25 protein-coding genes are annotated in these 20348 nt (G+C 66.2%); 17 read left to right on the forward strand and 8 right to left on the reverse strand.

Annotation, left to right across the window (positions count from 1 at the left end; genetic code table 11):
• Positions 1-6: 6 nt before the first annotated feature.
• On the reverse strand, positions 7-1359 hold the full coding sequence (locus tag P4826_RS06220) for an acyclic terpene utilization AtuA family protein (protein ID WP_317703030.1): 1353 nt from the start codon (positions 1357-1359) through the stop codon (positions 7-9).
• Between the two features lie 93 nt (positions 1360-1452).
• On the opposite strand from P4826_RS06220, the gene P4826_RS06225 reads away from it, so the two are divergent.
• Positions 1453-2358: a LysR family transcriptional regulator gene (locus P4826_RS06225; protein WP_317703031.1), complete on the forward strand. Its 906-nt coding sequence runs from the start codon at positions 1453-1455 to the stop codon at positions 2356-2358.
• 149 nt (positions 2359-2507) lie between these two features.
• A complete protein-coding gene (locus tag P4826_RS06230) occupies positions 2508-3374 on the forward strand; it encodes a universal stress protein (RefSeq protein WP_317703032.1) in 867 nt (288 codons plus the stop codon).
• 122 nt (positions 3375-3496) lie between these two features.
• Here P4826_RS06230 and aceA read toward each other — a convergent pair whose 3' ends face one another.
• The gene (gene aceA, locus P4826_RS06235) at positions 3497-4828 is read right to left on the reverse strand and encodes an isocitrate lyase (protein ID WP_317703033.1); all 1332 of its coding nucleotides are present in this window, start codon (positions 4826-4828) and stop codon (positions 3497-3499) included.
• Between the two features lie 397 nt (positions 4829-5225).
• Here aceA and P4826_RS06240 point away from each other — a divergent pair, with 397 nt between their 5' ends.
• Both P4826_RS06240 and P4826_RS06245 read left to right on the forward strand, forming a co-directional pair.
• A complete protein-coding gene (locus tag P4826_RS06240; protein WP_317703722.1) occupies positions 5226-6140 on the forward strand; it encodes a DMT family transporter in 915 nt (304 codons plus the stop codon).
• A 35-nt stretch (positions 6141-6175) separates the two neighbouring features.
• Complete coding sequence (locus P4826_RS06245; RefSeq protein ID WP_317703034.1) at positions 6176-6967, forward strand: DUF169 domain-containing protein; 792 nt, start codon at positions 6176-6178, stop codon at positions 6965-6967.
• A 33-nt stretch (positions 6968-7000) separates the two neighbouring features.
• Here P4826_RS06245 and rraA read toward each other — a convergent pair whose 3' ends face one another.
• Positions 7001-7501: a ribonuclease E activity regulator RraA gene (rraA, locus tag P4826_RS06250; RefSeq protein WP_317703035.1), complete on the reverse strand. Its 501-nt coding sequence runs from the start codon at positions 7499-7501 to the stop codon at positions 7001-7003.
• A 210-nt stretch (positions 7502-7711) separates the two neighbouring features.
• On the opposite strand from rraA, the gene P4826_RS06255 reads away from it, so the two are divergent.
• From P4826_RS06255 to hemP, 6 genes are all read left to right on the forward strand, one after another.
• Positions 7712-8002: an SWIB/MDM2 domain-containing protein gene (locus tag P4826_RS06255; RefSeq protein WP_317703036.1), complete on the forward strand. Its 291-nt coding sequence runs from the start codon at positions 7712-7714 to the stop codon at positions 8000-8002.
• A 198-nt stretch (positions 8003-8200) separates the two neighbouring features.
• Positions 8201-8455: a (2Fe-2S)-binding protein gene (locus tag P4826_RS06260; protein ID WP_317703037.1), complete on the forward strand. Its 255-nt coding sequence runs from the start codon at positions 8201-8203 to the stop codon at positions 8453-8455.
• A 123-nt stretch (positions 8456-8578) separates the two neighbouring features.
• Complete coding sequence (locus tag P4826_RS06265; protein ID WP_317703038.1) at positions 8579-9298, forward strand: energy transducer TonB; 720 nt, start codon at positions 8579-8581, stop codon at positions 9296-9298.
• 15 nt (positions 9299-9313) lie between these two features.
• The gene (locus tag P4826_RS06270) at positions 9314-10033 is read left to right on the forward strand and encodes a MotA/TolQ/ExbB proton channel family protein (RefSeq protein WP_317703039.1); all 720 of its coding nucleotides are present in this window, start codon (positions 9314-9316) and stop codon (positions 10031-10033) included.
• 5 nt (positions 10034-10038) lie between these two features.
• Positions 10039-10449, forward strand: a complete 411-nt coding sequence (locus P4826_RS06275; RefSeq protein WP_317703040.1) for an ExbD/TolR family protein — start codon at positions 10039-10041, stop codon at positions 10447-10449.
• 115 nt (positions 10450-10564) lie between these two features.
• On the forward strand, positions 10565-10786 hold the full coding sequence (gene hemP / locus P4826_RS06280; protein ID WP_317703041.1) for a hemin uptake protein HemP: 222 nt from the start codon (positions 10565-10567) through the stop codon (positions 10784-10786).
• A gap of 148 nt (positions 10787-10934) precedes the next feature.
• On the opposite strand, the gene P4826_RS06285 is transcribed toward hemP, so the two are convergent.
• Positions 10935-11342, reverse strand: coding sequence for a GlcG/HbpS family heme-binding protein (locus tag P4826_RS06285; RefSeq protein WP_317703042.1), 408 nt, complete (start codon positions 11340-11342; stop codon positions 10935-10937).
• A 259-nt stretch (positions 11343-11601) separates the two neighbouring features.
• On the opposite strand from P4826_RS06285, the gene P4826_RS06290 reads away from it, so the two are divergent.
• On the forward strand, positions 11602-12294 hold the full coding sequence (locus P4826_RS06290) for a Bax inhibitor-1/YccA family protein (RefSeq protein WP_317703043.1): 693 nt from the start codon (positions 11602-11604) through the stop codon (positions 12292-12294).
• A 100-nt stretch (positions 12295-12394) separates the two neighbouring features.
• Positions 12395-12775 carry a hypothetical protein gene (locus P4826_RS06295; protein WP_317703044.1) on the forward strand — a complete coding sequence of 127 codons (381 nt, stop codon included), beginning with the start codon at positions 12395-12397 and terminating at the stop codon, positions 12773-12775.
• A 280-nt stretch (positions 12776-13055) separates the two neighbouring features.
• Here P4826_RS06295 and rlmD read toward each other — a convergent pair whose 3' ends face one another.
• The 3 genes from rlmD to P4826_RS19710 are packed head-to-tail and all read right to left on the reverse strand — an operon-like array spanning position 13056 to position 15732.
• Positions 13056-14510, reverse strand: coding sequence for a 23S rRNA (uracil(1939)-C(5))-methyltransferase RlmD (gene rlmD, locus P4826_RS06300; RefSeq protein WP_317703045.1), 1455 nt, complete (start codon positions 14508-14510; stop codon positions 13056-13058).
• Between the two features lie 53 nt (positions 14511-14563).
• Positions 14564-14857, reverse strand: coding sequence for a hypothetical protein (locus P4826_RS06305; protein WP_317703046.1), 294 nt, complete (start codon positions 14855-14857; stop codon positions 14564-14566).
• 35 nt (positions 14858-14892) lie between these two features.
• Positions 14893-15732: a 2'-5' RNA ligase family protein gene (locus P4826_RS19710; protein WP_425605233.1), complete on the reverse strand. Its 840-nt coding sequence runs from the start codon at positions 15730-15732 to the stop codon at positions 14893-14895.
• Positions 15733-16127: 395 nt separating this feature from the next.
• Between P4826_RS19710 and P4826_RS06320 the strand changes: the two genes are divergently transcribed.
• The 4 genes from P4826_RS06320 (at position 16128) to P4826_RS06335 (ending at position 18528) form a co-directional block, all read left to right on the forward strand.
• Positions 16128-16331 (forward strand): type II toxin-antitoxin system HicA family toxin, encoded by a 204-nt coding sequence (locus P4826_RS06320; protein ID WP_425605234.1) that lies wholly within the window; start codon positions 16128-16130, stop codon positions 16329-16331.
• Between the two features lie 6 nt (positions 16332-16337).
• Positions 16338-16733, forward strand: a complete 396-nt coding sequence (locus tag P4826_RS06325) for a type II toxin-antitoxin system HicB family antitoxin (RefSeq protein WP_317703047.1) — start codon at positions 16338-16340, stop codon at positions 16731-16733.
• A 336-nt stretch (positions 16734-17069) separates the two neighbouring features.
• On the forward strand, positions 17070-17696 hold the full coding sequence (locus P4826_RS06330; protein ID WP_317703048.1) for an ATP-binding protein: 627 nt from the start codon (positions 17070-17072) through the stop codon (positions 17694-17696).
• Positions 17689-18528 carry a TlpA family protein disulfide reductase gene (locus P4826_RS06335; protein WP_317703049.1) on the forward strand — a complete coding sequence of 280 codons (840 nt, stop codon included), beginning with the start codon at positions 17689-17691 and terminating at the stop codon, positions 18526-18528. The genes P4826_RS06330 and P4826_RS06335 overlap by 8 nt, the downstream gene beginning before the upstream one ends.
• Positions 18529-18574: 46 nt before the next feature.
• Here the strand turns inward: P4826_RS06335 and P4826_RS06340 are convergent, their stop codons facing one another.
• On the reverse strand, positions 18575-19156 hold the full coding sequence (locus P4826_RS06340; protein WP_317703050.1) for a hypothetical protein: 582 nt from the start codon (positions 19154-19156) through the stop codon (positions 18575-18577).
• Between the two features lie 163 nt (positions 19157-19319).
• Between P4826_RS06340 and P4826_RS06345 the strand changes: the two genes are divergently transcribed.
• The gene (locus P4826_RS06345) at positions 19320-20333 is read left to right on the forward strand and encodes a patatin-like phospholipase family protein (protein WP_317703051.1); all 1014 of its coding nucleotides are present in this window, start codon (positions 19320-19322) and stop codon (positions 20331-20333) included.
• Positions 20334-20348 lie beyond the last annotated feature (15 nt).

Raw genomic sequence — 20348 nt, forward strand, 5'->3', positions numbered from 1 at the left:
CACCTTTCAATCCAGCAGCGTGAAACCGGTGGTGACGGCCGCGCGCGGCACCAGGCAGGACACCGTGCCCAGGCGCGGCCGCATGGCGGTGCGCACGCCGCCGCCGCCGGCCGGACCGCAGCAGTACAGCGCCGTCACCTCGCGCACCAGGCGCTGGGCGCTGGCGTGCTCGGTGTGTTGCAGCGCCACGCGCAGGCGCACGTCGCGCGCATCGCCGGGCGCCTGGGCAGCCAGCCAGCGCCCGGCGTCGTCGCCGAACACGCTGGCCACGCCTATCAGGTCGATGCGCAGCGGCGCTACGCCCGCCAGGCGCTCGCGCAGCACCTCGCCGGCCAGGCGGGCGCGGGCCTCGGCGCGGGCCCCGGCGTAGGAGATTTCGCCCTCGGCGAACCAGCCGGACTCGAAGCACACGTTGACCTTGAGCGTGGGCGTGCGCGCATGGCCGCGCACGCCGTCCAGGCGCACGCGGTCGGTGCCGGCCTGCGCCACATGGGCGCCGGTGATGTCGGCCACCACGTCGGGCGTCAGGTAGGCGGCCGGGTCGTGCAGCTCATACAGCAGCTGCTCCTTGACGGTGCGCTCGTCCACGCGCCCGCCCGTGCCGGCCGGCTTGGTGATGCTGCAGTGGCCGTCGGCGTCGATCTCGGCAATGGGGTAGCCCAGGCGCGCCAGGCCTGCCACGTCCTTGTAGCCGGGGTCGGCAAAGTAGCCGCCCGTGACCTGGGCGCCGCATTCGAGCAGATGGCCGGCCATGGTGGCGCGCGCCAGGCGGTCCCAGTCGTCCAGCTGCCAGCCGTAGTGCGCCAGCGCCGGGCCGACCACCAGGGACGGGTCGGCCACGCGGCCGCAGACCACGATGTCGGCGCCCGCGCGCAGCGCGTCGGCAATGGGCTGCGCGCCTATGTAGGCGTTGGCGCTGACGATGGGCTGGGTGGGCATGTCGGCGCCCAGGGCCTGCGCCAGCAGGGCGCGGTGCTCGGGGCCGCTCAGCTCGTCGCCATGCACCACGGCCACGCGCGGGCGGCGCGCGCCCAGCTCCCGCGCCAGCTGCTGAATGCGCAGCGCCGCGCCATGCGGGTTGGCCGCGCCAAAGTTGCTCACGATGCGCACGCCATGGCGCAGACATTGCGCCAGCACGGGGCGCAGCAGGTCGTCCAGCAGCGGTTCGTAGCCGGCTTCGGGGTTGCCGCGGCGGGCGAGCTGGGCCAGCGCCAGCGTGCGCTCGGCCAGGGTCTCGAAGATCAGCACCGCGGGCCGGCCGCTGTCCACCAGGGCCTGCACCACGGGCGCGGCGGCGTCGGTGCGGTCGCCGGAAAAACCGGCCGCGCAGCCTACCAGCAGGGGGGAGTGATTCGCCATGGCCTGTCCTTCGCGTTGTCTCTGGCGTGCACTGTAGGCGGCCCGGGTTATTCTGTGAAATAGATTATCAATATCAATTCATCGGTAATTCAAATGAATATCTCCAGCCGCCAGATCGACGCCTTCCTGGCCCTGGCCGCGCAGCGCAACTTCACGCGCGCGGCGGCGCAGTGCCATTTGTCGCAGCCGGCCTTCAGCGCGCTCATCCGTGCGCTGGAGGACGCCCTGGGCCTGCGCCTGTTTGACCGCAGCACGCGCCATGTAGCTCTGACGGCCGAGGGCGAGAATTTCCACGCCAGCGCACTGCGCATACGCGCCGAGGTGGACGCGGCCCTGGCCAGCATGCGCGATGCGGCCCAGCTGCGGCGCGGGCGCGTGGCCATCGCGCTGCTGCCCTCGCTGGCCGCGGGCTGGCTGCCGGGGGTGCTGGCCGATTTCCACGCGCGCCACCCGGGCGTGGAGCTGGACATTGCGGATGTGCTGTCCGAGCCCTGCATGGAGCGCGTGGCCAGCGGCCGGGCCGACTTTGCCCTGGCGGCCATTCGCGCCGACACGCCCGAACTGCAGGCCGAACCCTTCTGCCAGGACGGTTTTCACCTGGTCTGCCGCGCGGATCACCCGCTTGCCACCCGCACCCTGCCCGCCGGCCCGGCGCAGCTGCGCGTGCTGGCCGAATGGCCCTTCATTCACCTGGCACGCCACAGCAGCGTGCGTCAGTACCTGGAGGCGGCCTTCCACCCCCAGGCCATGAACACCTTGATGGAGGTGGAGCAGCTGGCCACCGTGATGGGCATGGTACGCGCCGGACTGGGCATCAGCGTCGTGCCCAGCCTGACGCTGTTTCACTTCCAGCAGCCCGATCTGCTCACGCGGCCGCTGGCCCTGCCCGGCCTGAGGCGGCAGATCTACCTGGTGCGCCGGCGCGACCGCAGCCTGTCGGTGGCGGCGCAGGCGCTGTACCAGCTGATGCTGCTGCAACGGCCACAAGATGCAGCATGAACTACAAAAACTATAGCTTATAGCGCACGCCTGTATTGCGTTGATGGCATATTTCACCTAAAACCAACCCCACATTGGAGAGTGGATTGGCACAGCCTGCGCCACGGTGCCACACTCAACCCATGGTCAGGTCGCCAGGAAGGAGCCCCATGAACCACCAAGACACCGTTTTCGCCTGCATCGACGGGCTGGCCACCACCCGTGCCGTGGTGGATGGCGCCTTCTGGGCGGCGGAGCGCCTGCAGGCCCCGATGGCCCTGCTGCACGCGCTGGAGCGGCCCGAGCCCATGCCGCCGGTGGGCGACTACAGCGGCGTCATCGGCATGGGCGCGCAGGACATGCTGCTCGAGCGCCTGAACACCCTGGACGAAGAGCGCACCCATGTCGCGCAGGAGGCCGCGCGGCGCATGCTGGACGAGGCCCAGGCGCGCGTGGATCAGACGCGCATACCGTCGCTGCAGGTGCTGCTGCGCCATGGCGAGCTGACGGATGTGCTGCTGGAGCACGAGGATGGCGCGCGCCTGTTCGTGCTCGGGCGCCAGCACCGCGCCACGGCGGCGCGCAAGCTGCGCCTGGATCACCGCGTGGAAAGCGTGATCCGCAACGTGCGCCAGCCGGTGATGGTGATGACCACGCCCGAGTTCACGCCGCCCGAGGGCTTCGTCGTCGCCTTCGACGGCAGCACCACCGCCCGCCGCGCCGTGGAGGCCGTGGCGCGCAGTCCGCTGCTGCGCGGCATGCCCGGCCTGCTGGCCATGGCCGGCGAGCCCACGCCGGAGATGCTGGAGCAGCTGCACGGCGCCCAGGCGCAGCTGCAGCAGGCAGGCTTTGCCATCGACACCCGGGTCGTGCCCGGCCTGCCCGAAGAGGCCCTGCCGGCCCTGCTGCAATCGCTGGGCAACATGCTGCTGGTGCTGGGCGCCTACGGGCATTCGCGCATCCGCCAGCTGATCGTGGGCAGCACCACCACGGCGCTGCTGCGGCTGTGCTCGGTGCCGGTGGTGGTGTTGCGCTAATTACTATCAAAACAATAGCTTTATGCGCTTGATACATAAGCGCTAAAGCCATTTTTTATCCATAAACAACAAAGCGCCCTCGCGGGCGCTTTGTTGTTTCAGTCCGGCCGTCGGCCGACAGATCAGTGGAACTGCTCTTCTTCGGTGGAGCCGGTCAGCGCCTTGACGCTGGACGAGCCACCCTGGATCACGGTGGTCACGTCGTCGAAGTAACCCGCGCCCACTTCCTGCTGGTGCGACACGAAGGTGTAGCCCAGGTCGCGTGCGGCGAATTCGGGTTCCTGGATCATTTCCACGTAGTGACGCATGCCTTCGCCACGGGCGTAGGCGTGGGCGAACTTGAAGGTGTTGTACCAGTTGCTGTGGATGCCGGCCAGGGTGATGAACTGGTACTTGTAGCCCAGCGCCGCCAGGTCTTCCTGGAAGGAAGCGATCTGCTTGTCGTTGAGGTTCTTCTTCCAGTTGAACGACGGCGAGCAGTTGTACGACAGCAGCTTGCCGGGGCAGGCGGCGTGCACGGCCTGGGCGAACTCGCGGGCGAAGCCGATGTCCGGCACGCCGGTCTCGCACCACACCAGGTCGGCGTAGGGGGCGTAGGCCACGCCGCGGCTGATGGACTGCTCCAGGCCGTTACGCACGCGGTAGAAGCCTTCTTGCGTGCGCTCGCCGGTCAGGAAGGGCTTGTCGTTGGCGTCATGGTCGCTGGTGATCAGGTTGGCGGCCTCGGCGTCGGTGCGTGCCAGCACGATGGTGGGTACGCCCATCACGTCAGCGGCAAAGCGCGCGGCGATCAGCTTTTCGCAGGCTTCTTGCGTGGGCACCAGCACCTTGCCGCCCATGTGGCCGCACTTCTTCACGGCGGCCAGCTGGTCTTCGAAGTGCACGCCGGCAGCGCCTGCGGCAATCATGTTCTTCATCAGCTCGAAGGCGTTGAGCACGCCACCGAAACCGGCTTCGGCGTCGGCCACGATGGGCAGGAAGTAGTCGATGAATTCCTTGTCGCCGGGGTTGATGCCGCGGCCCCACTGGATCTCGTCGGCGCGCTTGAAGGTGTTGTTGATGCGGCGCACCATGGTCGGCACCGAGTCATAGGCGTACAGGGACTGGTCGGGGTACATGGTTTCCGACGTGTTGCCGTCGGCTGCGACCTGCCAGCCCGACAGGTAGACGGCCTCCAGACCTGCCTTGGCCTGCTGCATGGCCTGGCCGGCGGTGATGGCGCCGAAGGCGTTCACATAGCCCTTCTTGGCGCCGCCGTTGACCTTCTCCCACAGCTTCTCGGCGCCGCGCTTGGCCAGCGTGTACTCGGGCTGCAGGCTGCCACGCAGGCGCACCACGTCAGCGGCGCTGTAGCCGCGCTTGACACCCTTCCAGCGCGGGTTGGTGGCCCAGTCCTTCTCCAGGGCGGCGATTTGTTGTTCACGGCTCAGTTGCGAGTTCAGCGAGTTCGACATGGTTGCTCTCCAAAAAAAGCTTGAGGAATCGGCGGGCTGCTATGCGCGGCCCTTGGACGCAATTCTATGTCTTCTATAAGACCAAAATTTGCTCTTATGTCTTATATAAGAGATAAATTTTTTCTTTATAAATCAACCATATAGATCACAAATATCTCAATGTAAAATTTTATTTCTCATATTGAGAAAAAATTCTGCGCTGCAGCAAGCGCGAAACTTCACAATGCAAAATCAAACTTCCGCATTGCAAAATAAGGCTGGCAAGCCGTCGCAATCCTTGCAGCCCCACTCCATCGCGGCACGCCCTGGCTTGTGCATGATGCGCGTCTTTGTGCATCAGTGACCCGAAGTGAACGCCCCCAGCCGCCCCATCGCCTATCTGTGTCTCGCTCTCAGCATGTCGCTGGTGGGCAGTTATGTGGCATTGTCCAAACCCCTGGCGGCCGCGTTCCCGGTACTGCTGCTGGCCTGGATGCGCTTTGGCATTGGCGCCCTGGCGATGCTGACCTGGCTGAAAAAACCTGCCGACGAGCCGCCCCTGACGCCGCAGACACGCGGCCTGCTGTTTCTGCAATCGCTGCTGGGCAATTTTTTGTTCACCGTGTGCATGATCTACGGGGTCAGCCTGACCAGCGCCACCTCGGCCGGGGTGATCATGGCCTGCATCCCCGCCTGCGTGGCGGTGATGAGCTGGCTGTTCCTGCGCGAGCGCGTGGCGCGGCGCACCTGGGTGGCCGTGGCCTGTGCGGTCATTGGCATTGCGCTGTTTTCACTATCCAAACCAGAGCACCCTGCGCAATCTGGATCGGCGCTGGAGCACGACAACGCCATATATCTGCAGTGGCTGGGCTACGCCCTGCTGCTGTGCGCCTCGGTGTGCGAGGGGGCCTATTCGGTGATTGGCAAGAAGCTCACGGGCGCCATGGGGCCGAAGCGCATCACCTCGCTGATCAACCTGTGGGGGTTCTTGCTGTCCATGCCGTTCGGCCTGTACCTTGCGTGGGGTTTTGACTTTGCGGCCGTGCCCTGGAGCATCTGGCTGCTGCTGCTGTTCTACGCCCTGGCCGCCTGCATGTGGACGGTGTGGCTGTGGATGACCGGCCTGCGCGCCGTGCCCGCAGCGCAGGGCGGCGTGTTCACGGTGCTGCTGCCGGTCAGCGCCGCGCTGGTCGGCGTGCTGGTGCTGGGCGAGCGCTTCACGCCGCTGCAGCTGCTGGCCTTTGGCCTGGCCCTGGCCAGCGTGGTGCTGGCCACCCTGCCCTCGCGGCTGGCGCTGCGCGTGGGGCGCGGCGCGGCCCGGCCGGATGACTGACTGTTCCTTGCCCCATCACAACACCAGGAGACCCCATGAGCAACGCACATGAACTCGTCACGCTGGCCGCCGATCTGGAGCGCATGCTCAAGCTGCGCACTCCGCCCATCGGCATGAAACTGCTGGAGTCCGCCGAGACGCTGCGGCAGATCCCCAAGCTGCGGCGCCCGCAGGCCATCCACACCATGGACCAGATCGTCGGCCAGGCCGCGCGCCTGGGCTGGACCATGGGCGTGCAGGCCGCTGACCTGGTGGGTGAGCAATGCCGCGCCGTCGTCGGCCTGGGCGGACAGGATGCCGACTGGTATTCGGGCCAGGCCATGACCGGCGTCTGGTTTGCCACCGTGGAGGACTCCGCGCGCCACCAGGCCGCGATGGACGTGGTGCCCGTGGGCCGCTACCAGGCGCTGGTGGTGGCGCCGCTGCAGCGCTGGCCGGACTTTGGCGCGGGCGCCGACGAACCCGACATCGCGCTGTTCTACGCTACGCCAGGCGCCATGATCTACTTCATCAACGGCCTGCAGTGGTCGGGCTATGAGCGCTTTGACTGGAGCGTCGTCGGCGAATCCTCCTGTGCCGACTCCTGGGGCCGCGCCCTGAAGACCGGCAAACCCAGCCTGTCCATCCCCTGCTTTGCCGAGCGCCGCTATGGCGGCGTGCTGGACGACGAGATGCTGATGGCGCTCAAGCCTGCCGATATCGCCAGATCGCTCGCCGGCATGCAGGCGCTGGCCAGGAACGGCCTGCGCTACCCGTTTGCCAGTTATGGCATCCAGCAGGACGCCAGGGCCGGCATGGGCGTGAGCTACCCGAAGAAAGAGGCCTGAACCCTGCTCTGGCCGGCGGACTGCCAACGGGTTTCACAACGCCTGCGAGCTGACCACGATGCCGTCGGCGTCGGCATACAGCCAGTCGCCCGGGCGCACCCACACACCCTGGATCTGCACCGCCACCTCGGCCAGGCCCTCGCCGCGCTTTTCGGTGGGCAGGGGCATCAGCGCCAGCGCGCGTATGCCCACCTGCTCGGCATTGAGCTCGGCCACGTCGCGCACGCAGCCGTTGACCACGATGCCGGCCCAGCCGTTGCGCGCCGCGCTGGCCGCCAGGTTGCCGCCCACCAGGGCGCGGCGCAGGGAGCCGCCGCCGTCCACCACCAGCACGCGGCCCCGGCCCGGGCTGTCCACCGCGGCCTTCACCAGGGTGTTGTCCTCGAAGCATTTCACGGTGCTGACCGGCCCGCTGAAGGCCGCCACGCCACCAAAACATTGGAATACGGGCGGCAGCACCCAGAAGCTGCCGCTGTCGTCGCCCTTGTGGGCGTCGCACATGTCACAGGTACTGAAGGCTGCTGAGGTCGTCATGGGGCAAGGTCTCTCTGATGATGAAGGGGCTGCGGCGGGCCGCGCGCGCATTATCGGGCGTGGCCGCCGGCGGTGACACGCAACAAATCGAGGCAAAAAAGAAACGATTTCCCTTGGAGCGGCGTTTTTTTCCCAGTAGCATCGCGCGAACCAGTAAAGCAGCAGACTTTCGCTGGCAATACTTATTCATTTCCAAGAGGACCGTACGACATGGCAACTGCTAAGACCGCCCCCGCAGCCCCGGCAAAGAAGCGCACCCCCAACGCCGCTTTCATGAAGCCCCTGACCCCCAGCCCCGCCCTGGCTGCCGTGGTCGGCGCCACGCCCCTGCCGCGCACGGAAATCATCAGCAAGCTGTGGGTTTACATCAAGGCCCACAACCTGCAGGACGCGGCCAACAAGCGCATGATCAACGCCGACGCCAAGCTCAAGGAAGTGTTCGGCAAGCCCCAGGTCTCGATGTTCGAGATGGCCGGCCTGATCGGCAAGCACGTCAAGTAAGGCCCGGGCACCAGGCCGCAGCGGTGCCAAGGCGACCGAGCTGCATAAAAACCGACCTCGCAATGGGTCGGTTTTTTTTCGTCCCCGCACGGCCAGCGTGTTGTCCGACATCACAGCAGGGATACAGATCGAGAATGCGATGGATTCGTATTTATAATCCGCCCATCGCTTTCATAGCCTGCCAGAACAGCCCGCACCATGATCGTCTGTGTTTGCCGCCGCGTATCTGACCGTGAGATTGCACGCCATGCGCGCGCGGGCATGAGCTTCGATGAGATCCAGTTCGAGCTCGGCGTGGCCACGCAATGCGGGCGCTGCGAAGACTGCGCACGCGACGTCGTGGCGCAGTGCTGCTCCTCGCAACCGGTGGCGGCCTTGTACAAGGAAGGCCTGCCGGGCGCCACTGGCGCGGGCTGCTGCGGCCAGCAAGGCGCGGCATGCGGCTGCGCCTGAGTCCGTTTGCCAGCGGGCTGTCGTTATATGCTCGGCCCGGTGCGCCCTGCACAAGCCGGCGCAGAATTTCACGTCTTTTAGGCCTGTAGCCCTTGCTGGGCAAGCGCCTGCAGCTATCCATTTATGTCGCTTTCAGATCGCTATGCCCCGTCCACCGGACTGAGCCGCAACGCCGTGATTGCGCTGTCCGTCGTGACCCTGCATGTGGCGGCGCTATGGGCCTTGCAGTCCGGCCTGATGCGCAAGGCGGCGGAGATCATCATCCCGGCCGAGGTCTTGAGCGAATTCCTCACGCCCCAGCCGCCAGCCCCGCCCGCGCCACCGACACCACCTGCGCCGCCCCCGCCCAAGCCCGCGCCCCCGAAGCCGTCACCGACGCCGCCCAAGCCGCGCGTGGCCAAGCCGACACCCGCGCCCGAGCCCATGCCGGTGGCCATTGCCGACCCCACGCCGGCACCCGCCGCCCCCGTGGGCGTGGTCGAGCCACAACCTGCGGCAAAGCCCGTCGAGGCGCCCGTGGCCGCCGCCCCGGCGCCCGCGGCCCCGCCCGCTCCGGCCATCGTTCAGCCCAGCAGCGACGCCAGCCACCTGAACAACCCCAAGCCGGTCTACCCCGCCGTGAGCAAGCGCCTGGGCGAACAGGGCAAGATCGTGCTGCGCGTGCTGATCGGTGCCGACGGCATTCCGCAAAAGGTCGAGATCAAGCAGTCCAGCGGCTTCGAGCGCCTGGACCGCCAGGCCGTGGACACGGTCACGCGCTGGCGCTTCGTGCCCGGCACGCGCAACGGCGTGCCCGAGGCCATGTGGTACCTGCAACCCATCAACTTCGTTCTCCAACAATAGCCCCCGGGAGTTTTCATGGAATCGCAATTTGGCATCGCCAACGTCTGGATACAGGGGGATTTGGTCACCCGCGCCGTCGCCCTGCTGCTGCTGGGCATGTCGCTGGCCTCGTGGATCGTCATCCTCATTAAGGCGCTGGACATCATCAAATACCAGAAGCACGCCCGCCTGGCGCGCGACTTCTGGCACAGCGAGGACTTTGCCGCCGGCCTGACCAAGCTGGGCGCCGACCCGAGCAACCCGTTTCGCCACCTGGCACTGGAGGGGCGCGAGGCCACGGCACACCACCGCAACACCCAGGCGCATCTGCACGACAGCCTGGACGTGAGCGACTGGGTGACGCGCTGCCTGCGCAACTGCATCGACGAGTTCACCGCCCGTCTGCAATCGGGCCTGGCCATCCTGGCGTCGGTGGGCTCCACGGCGCCCTTCATCGGCCTGTTCGGCACCGTCTGGGGCATCTACCACGCGCTGGTGGCCATTGGCGCCTCGGGCCAGTCCACCATTGACAAGGTAGCCGGCCCGATTGGCGAGGCGCTGATCATGACCGCCCTGGGCCTGGCCGTGGCCATCCCGGCGGTGCTGGGCTACAACGCCCTGGTGCGCGGCAACAAGACCATTCTGGGCAGCCTGAACAGTTTTGCGCACGACCTGCACGCCTATTTCGTGACCGGCGCGCGCGTCACGGTGCAGGGCGATGCCCCGGCCCGCGTGCTGCCCATCAAGAAAGGCTGACGCGCATGGCCTTCGGTACCCAGGACGACGCCGATGAGGTGATGAACGAGATCAACATGACGCCGCTGGTGGACGTCATGCTGGTGCTGCTCATCATCTTCATCATCACCGTGCCCGTCATGAAACACGCCGTGCCGGTCGATCTGCCACGCGCCAGCAACGAGCGCGAGGTGATCAAGCCCGAGACCATACGCCTGTCGGTGACGGCGGACGGCAAGTACCACTGGAACGAAACCACCATCAGCGACGAGGAGCTGGAGCCACGCCTGCAGGCCGAGGCGCAGAAAGACCCACAGCCGGACCTGCACATCCGCGGCGACAAGGACGTGCGCTATGAACGCGTGGCCCAGGCCATGTCGGCCGCGCAGCGCGCCGGCGTGCGCAAGATCGGCTTCGTGACCGACCCGGCGCAATAAGCGCGGCAGCAGGCATCCGTTTGAAGCAAGAAGATACGAAATTCGGTACAAACAATGCTTGACATGTAATTACGAATCATTATCATTCAATAATCGCAACACAACGAGACAGTCCATGCAGCTCAGCCTGACCGCACACACCACAGCACCGCGCTCACGCCTCTTTGCCCATGGTGACGTGGGTCGATCCGAAGCCTCGGAACATCTGCCGGCAGCTGTCACAGCACTGGACAGCAACAACCTGCTGCGCGGCCGCAAGGCGGTGACCATAGTGCACAACGGCGCCAGCTACCGTCTGCAGGCCACCAAGCTGGGCAAGCTGATACTGACCAAATAGTTTTCATCGTGGGGCGACTCGGGGACTTCGGTTCAAGGGTCGTTTTTGGCGAGCCAAGGGGCATGCCCGCATAGCCAAGCCTTTTTTCACACGCTGAGACAGACAAAAAAGCCGGCATCCAGCCGGCTTTTTCATGGGGCGAAGTTGTTTACAGACCGATGGCCGCGATGCCGGCGCGTGCAATCTGCGCGTCCTCGCTGGACTTGACGCCGCTCACGCCCACGGCGCCCAGGCACTGACCGTCCTTCATGATGGGCACGCCGCCCTCGAGCATGCCCTGCACCGTGGGCGCGCTCAGAAACGAGGTACGGCCACCATTGATCACATCCTCGTAGCCCTTGCTCTCGCGGCGGCCCAGGGCGGCCGTGTGCGCCTTGGCCGGCGCGATGTGGGCGGAAATGGCGGGCGCACCATCCAGGCGCTGCAGCCACAGCAGGTGGCCGCCATCGTCCACGATGGCAATGGTCACGGCCCAGTGGTTCTTCAGCGCCTCGGCCTCTGCGGCAGCGGCGATGAGCTTCAGGTCGGCGAGTTCAAGCTCGGGCTTGGTTTTCATGAGAAAAATCCTGTAGAGATCAATGAGGGACACGCGCCAGCCCACGGCAGGCGCGCAGCGTGTGGGGAGCATAGCGCCGCAAGCCCAGCACAATGAACCAATGCAAGGCAAATGAATCCGACCTTTTAGTACCAGACTGCCCGGCGCAGAAAAGGCGCCGTGCCGGGTATCTGGTGGGATGACACCCGCATGCCGCGGCGCGCCACTAGAATGTGCCGTGCCGCCACCGTCGCAGGCCATTGCAGGAGAACACCAAGCTATGAACACACAAGTCACCCAGATCCGCACCGGCGGCTATGGCATATCGCAAGAAGAGCGCAACCGCGTGCTGCGCAACACCTACTGGCTGCTGGCGCTGAGCCTGCTGCCCACCGTGCTCGGCGCATGGCTGGGCGTGGCCACGGGCATCACCGAGTCGCTGCGCGGCGGGCTGGGGCTGATCGTCTTCGTTGGCGGCGCCTTCGGCTTCATGTTCGCCATCGAGAAGACCAAGAACTCGGCCGCCGGCGTGGCCGTGCTGCTGGGCTTCACCTTCTTCATGGGCCTGATGCTCTCGCGCATGATCGGCATGGTGCTGGGCTTCAAGAACGGCACCGACCTGATCATGACCGCCTTTGCCGGCACGGCCGGCGTGTTCTTCGTCATGGCCAGCCTGGCCACGGTGATCAAGCGCGACCTCTCGGGCATGGGCAAGTGGCTGTTCGTGGGCGCGCTGGTGCTGATGGTGGGCGCCATCGTCAACGTGTTCGTCGGCTCGTCGGCAGGCATGATGGCCATCTCGGTGGCCGCCATCGGCATCTTCAGTGCCTACATGCTGTATGACCTGAAGCAGATCCTGGACGGCGGCGAGACCAACTACATCAGCGCCACGCTGGCCCTGTACCTGGACTTGTTCAACGTGTTCCAGAGCCTGCTGGCCCTGCTGGGCATCATGGGCGGCGAGCGCGACTGACCGACAGCGCTCTTCCAGCCAAGAAAGACCCCGGCTGCGCACCGGGGCTTTTTTCTTCGCGCCCTCAACTTATGGCCCAGGCTGCCGATATCAGGCATACATGCCACCCCTTAACCCCACCCACCGTCTTGCCCGCATCGCCCTGCTCGCCCTGGCGCTGCTGCCACTGGCGGGCTGCGAGATCCCCAGCCTGCCCCAGGATCCGCGCGTGGTTCAGCGCGAGGCCGAGGCCAAGGCCGTTGGCGGCGCCTGCCGCCATGCGCTGCGCGGGCTGGAGGACTGCTTCACCCTGAACCCCAAGGCGGCCAAGGCCCAGGTGTTTGCGGGCTGGAAGGAGATGGACCAGTACATGCGCGAGAACAAGCTCGAGGGCGCACCCTCAGTGCTCACGCAGCTGGAGCAAAAGCCGGCCGCCGCCCCTGCCCGCAGCCCCGAGGGTGATGAAGAAGACCCACCGCGCAGCTCGCGCAAGCGTGGTTGATGCTATTGTAAAAATAGCTATCCGCGCTTACCTGTAAAGCGCCAAGGCCAAATAATGCCTGACTAGGCACATACCTCAGACTGGGCCGCGAACCCTCACCCCCACCCTCTCCCAGACGGAGAGGGAGTAAAGCCGGCGCAACCGGTCGCCCTCGCCCCTTTGGGGAGAGGGAGGGGTGAGGGGCATCTGCGACATGTACATAGTCAGGAAAAAATGCCTGAGCAGCGGCATGTGCTGAGCATGCCACCCTCAGGCAAACAAACGCCCACCGTCAAACGCGTCAAACGGCCCGCTCGAACACCGCCATGCTCTCCACATGGGCCGTGTGCGGGAACATGTTGACCACCCCCGCCGCCGTGCAGCGGTAGCCCGCCTGGTGCACCAGCAGGCCGGCGTCGCGCGCCAGGGTGGCCGGCTTGCAGCTCACGTAGACGATGCGCCCGGGCGGCTGCCAGCCCTCGTGGCCGGCGGGCAGCGCGGGCGCGTCCTCGGCGCCCAGGCGCGCCTGGTGGATGTCGGCCAGGGCCTTGGACAGGGCAAAGGCACCCTCGCGCGGCGGATCGACCAGCCATTTGTCGGCCACGCCGTCGGCGATCAGCGTCTCCGGCGTCATCTCGAACAGATTGCGCGCTACAAAATCAGTAGTTGCCAGAGCTTGCCCCTGCGGCCTTTGCGCCTGATTCAGCTTGTAATTTTCACGCGATCGTGCGACCAGTGCCTCACTGCCCTCCACGCCCAGCACCTCGCGCGCCTGCGTGGCAATGGGCAGCGTGAAATTGCCCAGGCCGCAGAACCAGTCGATCACGCGCTCATGCTTTTGCGCGTCCAGCAGGCGCAGCGCGCGCGTCACCAGCACGCGGTTGATGTGCGGATTGACCTGAGTGAAGTCCGTGGGCCTGAACGGCATGTTGATGCCGAAGTCCGGCAGGCCATAGGCCAGTTGCTCGCCCCCCTCGTCCAGCAGGTGCACGGTGTCCGGCCCCTTGGGCTGCAGCCACCATTGCACGCCGTGCTGGGCGGCGAAGGCGCGCAGCTGATCCTTGTCGGCGTCGCACAGGGGCTCCAGGTGGCGCAGCACCAGGGCCGTGACACTGTCGCCGCAGGCCAGCTCGATCTGCGGGCAGGTGTCGCGCGCCGCCATGCTGCCGATCAGGGCGCGCAGCGGCATCAGCATGGCATCCACATGCGGCGGCAAAATCTTGCAGGTCTGCATGTCGGCGATATAGCGGCTCTTGCGCTCGTGAAAGCCGACCAGCACCACGCCCTTCTTGGCCACGTAGCGCACCGACAGGCGCGCGCGGTAGCGGTAGCCCCAGGTCGGGCCCTGGATGGGGCGCAATATCGTCTCGGCCTTGACCTTGGCCAGGTGCCAGAGGTTGTCCTCCAGCACGCGCTGCTTCATGGCCACCTGGGCACTGGCATCGAGGTGCTGCATCTTGCAGCCGCCGCAGGCGCCCGCGTGCAGGCCGAAATGCGGGCAGCCGGGGCGCACGCGCTGGCTCGACTCGCGGTGGATGGCGGTCAGGCTGGCCTGCTCCCAGTTGTTCTTCTTGCGGTGGGTGTTGGCGCTGACCAGCTCGGTGGGCAGGGCGCCGTCGATGAACACCACCTTGCCGTCCGGACGGCGCGCCACGCCCTGGGCGTCCATGTCCATGGAGGTGACTTCGAGCCAGCCGGGCGGCAGGTCGCGGGAGGGTTCTTGGGGTGCGGGAAAGTTGTCTGTGGGCTCACTCATGCCCGCAATTGTCTCAGGCTCGCCCCTTCCCTACGGGCGTGGGGCCGTGATTTTCAGCGGCGCTCACCAGCGTCGCGCCGTGCTGGCTTGCTGGCCGCGCGGGGCAGGTTGTGGATCTCCAGCTCGCAGCCGTTGGAGTCCAGCGAAAACACCAGCGTGCCCCCGGGCGCAATGCGCGGCACGGTCTCGTGCAGCGGGCGCGACATGTCCACCGGCGGCAGCTGCGAGCGGTAGATGATCTGCTTGTCTGCCCCATAGACGATGTAGCAGGCGGCCCAGCTGCCCTGGGCAAACAGGCCGGCCACCAGGGCTGCCGCGGCGGTCGCGGCCAGGCGAATGGCTGTCATGGTTGGCTACCTTCCCGTAGTCTGTTCAGGGGCGATTATTGCCCAGTGCCTGCGGCATCCAGCGGCCACTCGCCCAGCACCTCATAGGGGCCGCTTGAGCCGCGCAGGTTGTGCAGCAACGCAAAGCTGCGCACCGTCCATTCCAGTGGCGCCACGGCTTGCGCGGGTACGGCCTGGTGGCTGTAGCACAACGTCATGTGCGGCATGACGGCTGGTACCGGCCTGGCGGGCCACAGCGCCGCGTGCAAGGCTACATGCAGCGCATGAAACCCGGCATGCGCGTCACCCGGCCCGCACAGCACGCAGGGGCGCTTGGCGCGCGCCGGACGGTCAAAGCTCAAGGCGCGATCCAGGCGCAACGTGAACGGCGCCACCGAGACACGCGCCGCCGTGCCGCGCGCCCATGCCAGTTGCTCGGCTGACAGCGCATGCGCCCAGCCCAGCGACATCAGCGTTACATGCAAACGCTCGGCGCGCACCTGGGCCTGGAGGCCGTGGCGCGCAATCAGCGACTGGCCCAGGGCGTTGGCCGCCTGCACCACCGCGGCATCGGGCAGCACGGCGAAAAACAAATGGTGCCGGGGCTGCGGTCCGGCCTTGAATTGTGTTGAGTCACCCAGCAATGCACTCAGCGCCTGGTTGTGCGTGGACGCCGCCACCCGCCGCTCATTGGCCAGCATGGCCAGAAAACCCTCGACATCCTCCCACCCCATGTCACGCGGATGCCGCAAACCATGCCACTTCACAACCTTGCGCACCCATTGCACATAGGCTTCCTCGGTACCCAGGCTATCGTGTTTGTAACGAATTCGCTCACGGACTTGATCCAGCAACCGTGTAGTGCGTAACACCGGGGAAGGAGTAGCGGGTTTCATGGCTGAATTGAGTGCTGTATTTTTGTGCAGTATTCCGACTGCCAAGTCAGGCTGCAAGCCCCTTGCAGCCTTTTTTGCGCGGCAATTTAGACCGCAGATGCAAGTTAGATCTCTCAAGCTAATGACATGGTTCACACCGTCATAAAACCCATTTCGGAGTTCGCAGCTGCACTAGCAGAAATTCCGCTTAGCCCTGGAAAGCACGTTTTACAAGGTGGCTAGACATGAAGACTGAATACGACCTCGCCAAGTTGAAATCTCGCAAAAACCCATATGCCTCCAAGATGAAAAATCCCGTCACCATGGCCGCTGATTTCCGGCGTTAGCCGTAATTACCGGTTGCTCGATGGGGTCAAGCGTAGATAGCTGGTGGTTATGGTGTTGACAGCTTTATAATGGTGGGTATAGTAACCACCATAAACAACAAGCAAGTCATCAAGCGATTGGAAGCAGAAGGCTGGTTTCTGGCGCGCGTGAAGGGCTCGCATCACCAGTTCAAGCATCCGTCCAAGCCCGGCTTGGTGACGGTCAAGCACCCCGACAGCGACATTCCCGCCGGTACGCTTAGGAGCATCGAGAAACAGGCGGGTTGGAGGTAATACGCCATGCGCTTTCCGGTTGTTCTTCATTCCGACGATGGCGTCCGCTACGGCGTCACCGTGCCCGATTTGCCCGGTTGCTTTTCGGCAGGCGATACGTTCGATGATGCGTTAGCCTCGGTGGTGGAAGCCATCGACCTGCATCTGGAGGGTGTCACCGAAGACGGCGGCGATATTCCCGTGCCGCGCGCCATTGGCGAACACCGCACCAATCCCGACTATGCCGATGGCGTGTGGGCGGCGGTGGATGTAGATGTGTCGCGCTTCGATGGGCGGGCCGAGAAAATCAATATCACCGTGCCGCGCAACCTGCTGGCCAAGATCGACTCCTACGCCAAGAGCCACGGTGCAACGCGCAGCGGCTTTCTGGCCGATGCAGCGCGGCTGGCGATGCGGGACTGATTGGCAGCGTGATTCATCGGGGTTCCAGAGTGGGGGCCAACAAGTCGTTGCAGGCGCAGCCGCTCATTTCAATCGGCCACAATGCCGGCTGCGCCAGAGCCATCAAGGTAGCTCATGTGGTCTCAATCTGCCTGAATCAGCGCAGCCAGGGGTGTTGCACTTCGGAGTTGAGACCGCCGCGCCTGACGCAGAAATCACCCAGGGCCTGAAGGCCGACGGCTGGTATCTGGTGCATACCGCCCGTCAATGCCCGCCCCCTTCTTCCAGCTGCCGGCACTTCCTGCCCACCCGCCGCAGCACAATACAGTATGACGTGCCGTTTCTAGAATACCGGCTTTGCCCAAGCCATCGCGCATGCACATCCTGATCGTCGAAGACAACACCCTGGTGGCCAGCGGTATCCGGGCCGGGCTGGAGCTGCATGGTTTTGCCAGCGACACGGCGGCCAGCGTGGCCCAGGCCGAGGCCCATCTGGCGGCGCGCAGCTACGACGCCTGCGTGCTTGACCTGGGCCTGCCGGACGGCGACGGCATGCAGCTGCTGCAGTTGGCGCGCGTGGAGAGCGCCAGCAGCGCCGAGACGCCGGAGACCCAGGGCGCGGCCATCGCCCTGCCCCCGGCGCTGCTGACCTGCGCCGTCACCAACCTGCTGGACAACGCCCTGCGCCACCACCGGGGCAGCACGGCGATAACCATCGCGCTGCGGCTGTGCGAGGGCGCCAGTGTGGACATCAGCGTACGCGACCATGGCCCGGGCCTGACCGAGCAGGAATGCACGCAGGCGCTGCAACGCTTTTGGCGCAAGGGCGGCAGCGGCCCGGGCAGCGGCCTGGGCCTGACCATTGCACGCCGCATTGCCGAAAGCGCCGGCGGCAGCCTGCACCTGGCGCCGGCCCAGCCCGGCCTGCTGGCCCGGCTGCAGCTGCCCACGCTGGCGCCCGCCACCGAGGTGGGCCATGGATAGCGTGTTGCAGCTCGGCCCCCTGGTGCTGCCCTGGGCGCTGATCATCCTGCTGGTTGGCTGGCAGTTGGGCCACTGGGTACACGAACGGTTGGCCAGGCGCAGCGGTCTGACGCCCGGCCCGCATGCCTGGCGCCTGACGCTGGCAGCCCTGCTGGCCGCGCGCCTGGGCTTTGTGCTGCAGTACCGGGCTGAATATGGCGCCGCGCCCTGGTCGGTGCTGGACATACGCGACGGCGGCTGGCAGCCCTGGGCCGGCCTGGCGGCCGCCCTGCTCTACGTGGGCCTGCTGTGGCTGCGGCGCAGCCCCTGGCGCCAGCCGGCACTGGCCGGCGTGGCGGTGTTTGCCACCATCTGGCTGGCGGGCCTGGCCCTGCTGCAGGCCATGGCACCCCAGCGCCCGACCGAGCTGCCCGACTGGCGCGGCGTGGCGCTGGACGCACGCAGCGTGGCCCTGCCCGAGCTGCGCGGCCAGAGCGTGGTGATCAACCTGTGGGCCAGCTGGTGCCCACCCTGCCGGCGCGAGATGCCGGTGCTGCTGCAGGCCAGCCGTGCGCACCCCGAGGTGCGCTTTCTCTGGATCAACCAGGGCGAGCCGCCCGAGACGGCGCTGCGCTACGCCAGCCAGCAGGGCCTGCCCGCGGCCGATGTGCTGCTGGACACGGCATCGCAGCTGGGCCGCGATCTGGACAGCAAGGCCCTGCCGACCACGCTGTTCTACGACGCCCAGGGCCGGCTGCAGGCCGTGCGCGCGGGCGAGCTGTCGGCCGCCACGCTGGCGCAGCATCTGGGGCGCATCACCGCCTCTGGGACGGCGCGGCAGGCCAGCAAATAACTATTAAATTAATAGCTGTTTGCGCTTTATTAATGGCGCTTGTAGCCTATTTCTTCTCAAACCCAAGTCGATCAAACAACCCGCCCCGGTTGGCCGGCTCCGTGCCCGTGTTGCCGCCGGCGGCCTCGATGGTGGTGAAGAAATGGTGCATGGCGTCCACCACGCGGCTGCGCTGCTCGCCGCTGTTGATGGTCTCGTCCACGCTGCGGCCATCGGCCGTGTACACCCGCATCCAGCTGCGTGGCGCGTAGGCGATCTGGCCCACCAGGGTCATGGGCACGTCAAAAGCCGTGGCCGGAAAGCCCTGCGTCGGCGCTGGCGCCTGCGAGCGCGAACGCACGCGCACCACCTGGCTGCTGCCAAAGTGGAAGTCCGCCCCCGTGACCTCGGCCGACTGGTGCGGCAGGCCGATCGTGAGCACCGCCAGGCCAGTCTTGGCACTGCTCCAGGCGCCGGCCAGCACCGGGCATTGCGTGCGTGTGCAAGCCAGGGGTTCGGGCGCCACGGTCACGGTCTTGGCGCCGCCATCGGCCACGGCTTGCCGTACCTGGGGCACCAGGGTTTGCTGGCCGGCACAACCGGCCAGGAGAACCACGCAAACCACCCCTGTAGGCCAGAAAAATTTCATGTTCGAGACTCCTTATCGTTGGTACTCGACGATACCCAATAAAGGCATGGCCCAGCCCATCGCGCGCGGTCGTGCGTCTGGCGTCACGCAGGCGACAGAACTATGATGATTCAAGCGTCGCGGCGCAACCAACCGGCTGCCCGGCGCGGCCAAGGAGGCTGGCATGGCTTTGACGATTGGCGGTACCGCCAGGCGCATTGGCCTGGCATTGTCGGGCGGCGGTTTTCGCGCCGCGGCGTTTCACTTGGGGGTCATGCGCAGGCTGGCGGCGCTGGGCATTCTGGAGCATGTCGACCTGTTCACCTGCGTCTCCGGCGGCAGCATTGCCGGCGCCACCGTGGTCAAGCACTGGGCCGACCCGGCCCGGCTGGACATCCTCGATCGCTACCTGCGCACCCGATCTATCGCCGTGTCGTCGGTGATCGGCGGCGTGCTCGACCCATTCGAGGATCGCCTGGACAAGCTGGCCGCAAGCTACGACCGCGACCTCTTTGACGGCGCAACCCTGGATGGACTGGGCGGCGGGCCGCGCCTGTACGTCAACGCCACCAACCTGGCCACCGGCAACCTGTTCTTCTTTGTCACCGGCGGCGGCAAACCGGCCGAGATGGGCGAGCATGAACTGGGCGTGGTGGCCGCGCCCGGCTTTCCGGTGTGCCGGGCGGTGGCGGCGTCGTCGGCGTTTCCGCCGGTGTTTCCGCCGCTGCGCCTGGATGCCAGCAGCTATGCGCACGCCAGCAGCGTGGAGTACGTCACGCTCACCGACGGCGGCGTGTACGACAACATGGGCATCAACCCCCTGGTGCGCGCACGCAATGCGCTCGACTACGTCATCGTCAGCGACGGCGGCAAGCCCTTTGCCCTGGACGAGCGCCCCACCGAGTCCGGCGCCATCGTCTTGAAGGCGGCGCTGGACATCATGATGGAGCAGATCCGTGGCCTGGAGTTTGACCGGCTGCAACACCGGCACGCGGCGCTGAAAGGCCCGCAGCCGCTATGGTTTTCGATAGACAGCCGCGAGGGCGAGGCGCAGGCCGGCGATGCGGCATTCGCCTCCTCCATCAAGACCAACCTGACGCGGCTGGGCCGCGAGGAGATGGACGTACTGACGCGCCATGGCGGCGCGCTGGTGGAGGCACGCATCCGCCGCTACGCGCCCGAGCTGATAGGCGCATGACTCCCCCGGCACGCG

This window comes from Diaphorobacter limosus (assembly GCF_033100095.1).
Classification (GTDB): domain Bacteria; phylum Pseudomonadota; class Gammaproteobacteria; order Burkholderiales; family Burkholderiaceae_C; genus Alicycliphilus; species Alicycliphilus limosus.

Bases quoted from the DNA above. Each gene is read 5' to 3' on its own strand.
- P4826_RS06220 (WP_317703030.1), bottom strand. From the start codon at position 1,359: ATGGCGAATCACTCCCCCCTGCTGGTAGGCTGCGCGGCCGGTTTTTCC.
- P4826_RS06225 (WP_317703031.1), top strand. From the start codon at position 1,453: ATGAATATCTCCAGCCGCCAGATCGACGCCTTCCTGGCCCTGGCCGCG.
- P4826_RS06230 (WP_317703032.1), top strand. From the start codon at position 2,508: ATGAACCACCAAGACACCGTTTTCGCCTGCATCGACGGGCTGGCCACC.
- aceA (WP_317703033.1), bottom strand. From the start codon at position 4,828: ATGTCGAACTCGCTGAACTCGCAACTGAGCCGTGAACAACAAATCGCC.
- P4826_RS06240 (WP_317703722.1), top strand. From the start codon at position 5,226: ATGTCGCTGGTGGGCAGTTATGTGGCATTGTCCAAACCCCTGGCGGCC.
- P4826_RS06245 (WP_317703034.1), top strand. From the start codon at position 6,176: ATGAGCAACGCACATGAACTCGTCACGCTGGCCGCCGATCTGGAGCGC.
- rraA (WP_317703035.1), bottom strand. From the start codon at position 7,501: ATGACGACCTCAGCAGCCTTCAGTACCTGTGACATGTGCGACGCCCAC.
- P4826_RS06255 (WP_317703036.1), top strand. From the start codon at position 7,712: ATGGCAACTGCTAAGACCGCCCCCGCAGCCCCGGCAAAGAAGCGCACC.
- P4826_RS06260 (WP_317703037.1), top strand. From the start codon at position 8,201: ATGATCGTCTGTGTTTGCCGCCGCGTATCTGACCGTGAGATTGCACGC.
- P4826_RS06265 (WP_317703038.1), top strand. From the start codon at position 8,579: ATGTCGCTTTCAGATCGCTATGCCCCGTCCACCGGACTGAGCCGCAAC.
- P4826_RS06270 (WP_317703039.1), top strand. From the start codon at position 9,314: ATGGAATCGCAATTTGGCATCGCCAACGTCTGGATACAGGGGGATTTG.
- P4826_RS06275 (WP_317703040.1), top strand. From the start codon at position 10,039: ATGGCCTTCGGTACCCAGGACGACGCCGATGAGGTGATGAACGAGATC.
- hemP (WP_317703041.1), top strand. From the start codon at position 10,565: ATGCAGCTCAGCCTGACCGCACACACCACAGCACCGCGCTCACGCCTC.
- P4826_RS06285 (WP_317703042.1), bottom strand. From the start codon at position 11,342: ATGAAAACCAAGCCCGAGCTTGAACTCGCCGACCTGAAGCTCATCGCC.
- P4826_RS06290 (WP_317703043.1), top strand. From the start codon at position 11,602: ATGAACACACAAGTCACCCAGATCCGCACCGGCGGCTATGGCATATCG.
- P4826_RS06295 (WP_317703044.1), top strand. From the start codon at position 12,395: ATGCCACCCCTTAACCCCACCCACCGTCTTGCCCGCATCGCCCTGCTC.
- rlmD (WP_317703045.1), bottom strand. From the start codon at position 14,510: ATGAGTGAGCCCACAGACAACTTTCCCGCACCCCAAGAACCCTCCCGC.
- P4826_RS06305 (WP_317703046.1), bottom strand. From the start codon at position 14,857: ATGACAGCCATTCGCCTGGCCGCGACCGCCGCGGCAGCCCTGGTGGCC.
- P4826_RS19710 (WP_425605233.1), bottom strand. From the start codon at position 15,732: ATGAAACCCGCTACTCCTTCCCCGGTGTTACGCACTACACGGTTGCTG.
- P4826_RS06320 (WP_425605234.1), top strand. From the start codon at position 16,128: ATGGTGGGTATAGTAACCACCATAAACAACAAGCAAGTCATCAAGCGA.
- P4826_RS06325 (WP_317703047.1), top strand. From the start codon at position 16,338: ATGCGCTTTCCGGTTGTTCTTCATTCCGACGATGGCGTCCGCTACGGC.
- P4826_RS06335 (WP_317703049.1), top strand. From the start codon at position 17,689: ATGGATAGCGTGTTGCAGCTCGGCCCCCTGGTGCTGCCCTGGGCGCTG.
- P4826_RS06340 (WP_317703050.1), bottom strand. From the start codon at position 19,156: ATGAAATTTTTCTGGCCTACAGGGGTGGTTTGCGTGGTTCTCCTGGCC.
- P4826_RS06345 (WP_317703051.1), top strand. From the start codon at position 19,320: ATGGCTTTGACGATTGGCGGTACCGCCAGGCGCATTGGCCTGGCATTG.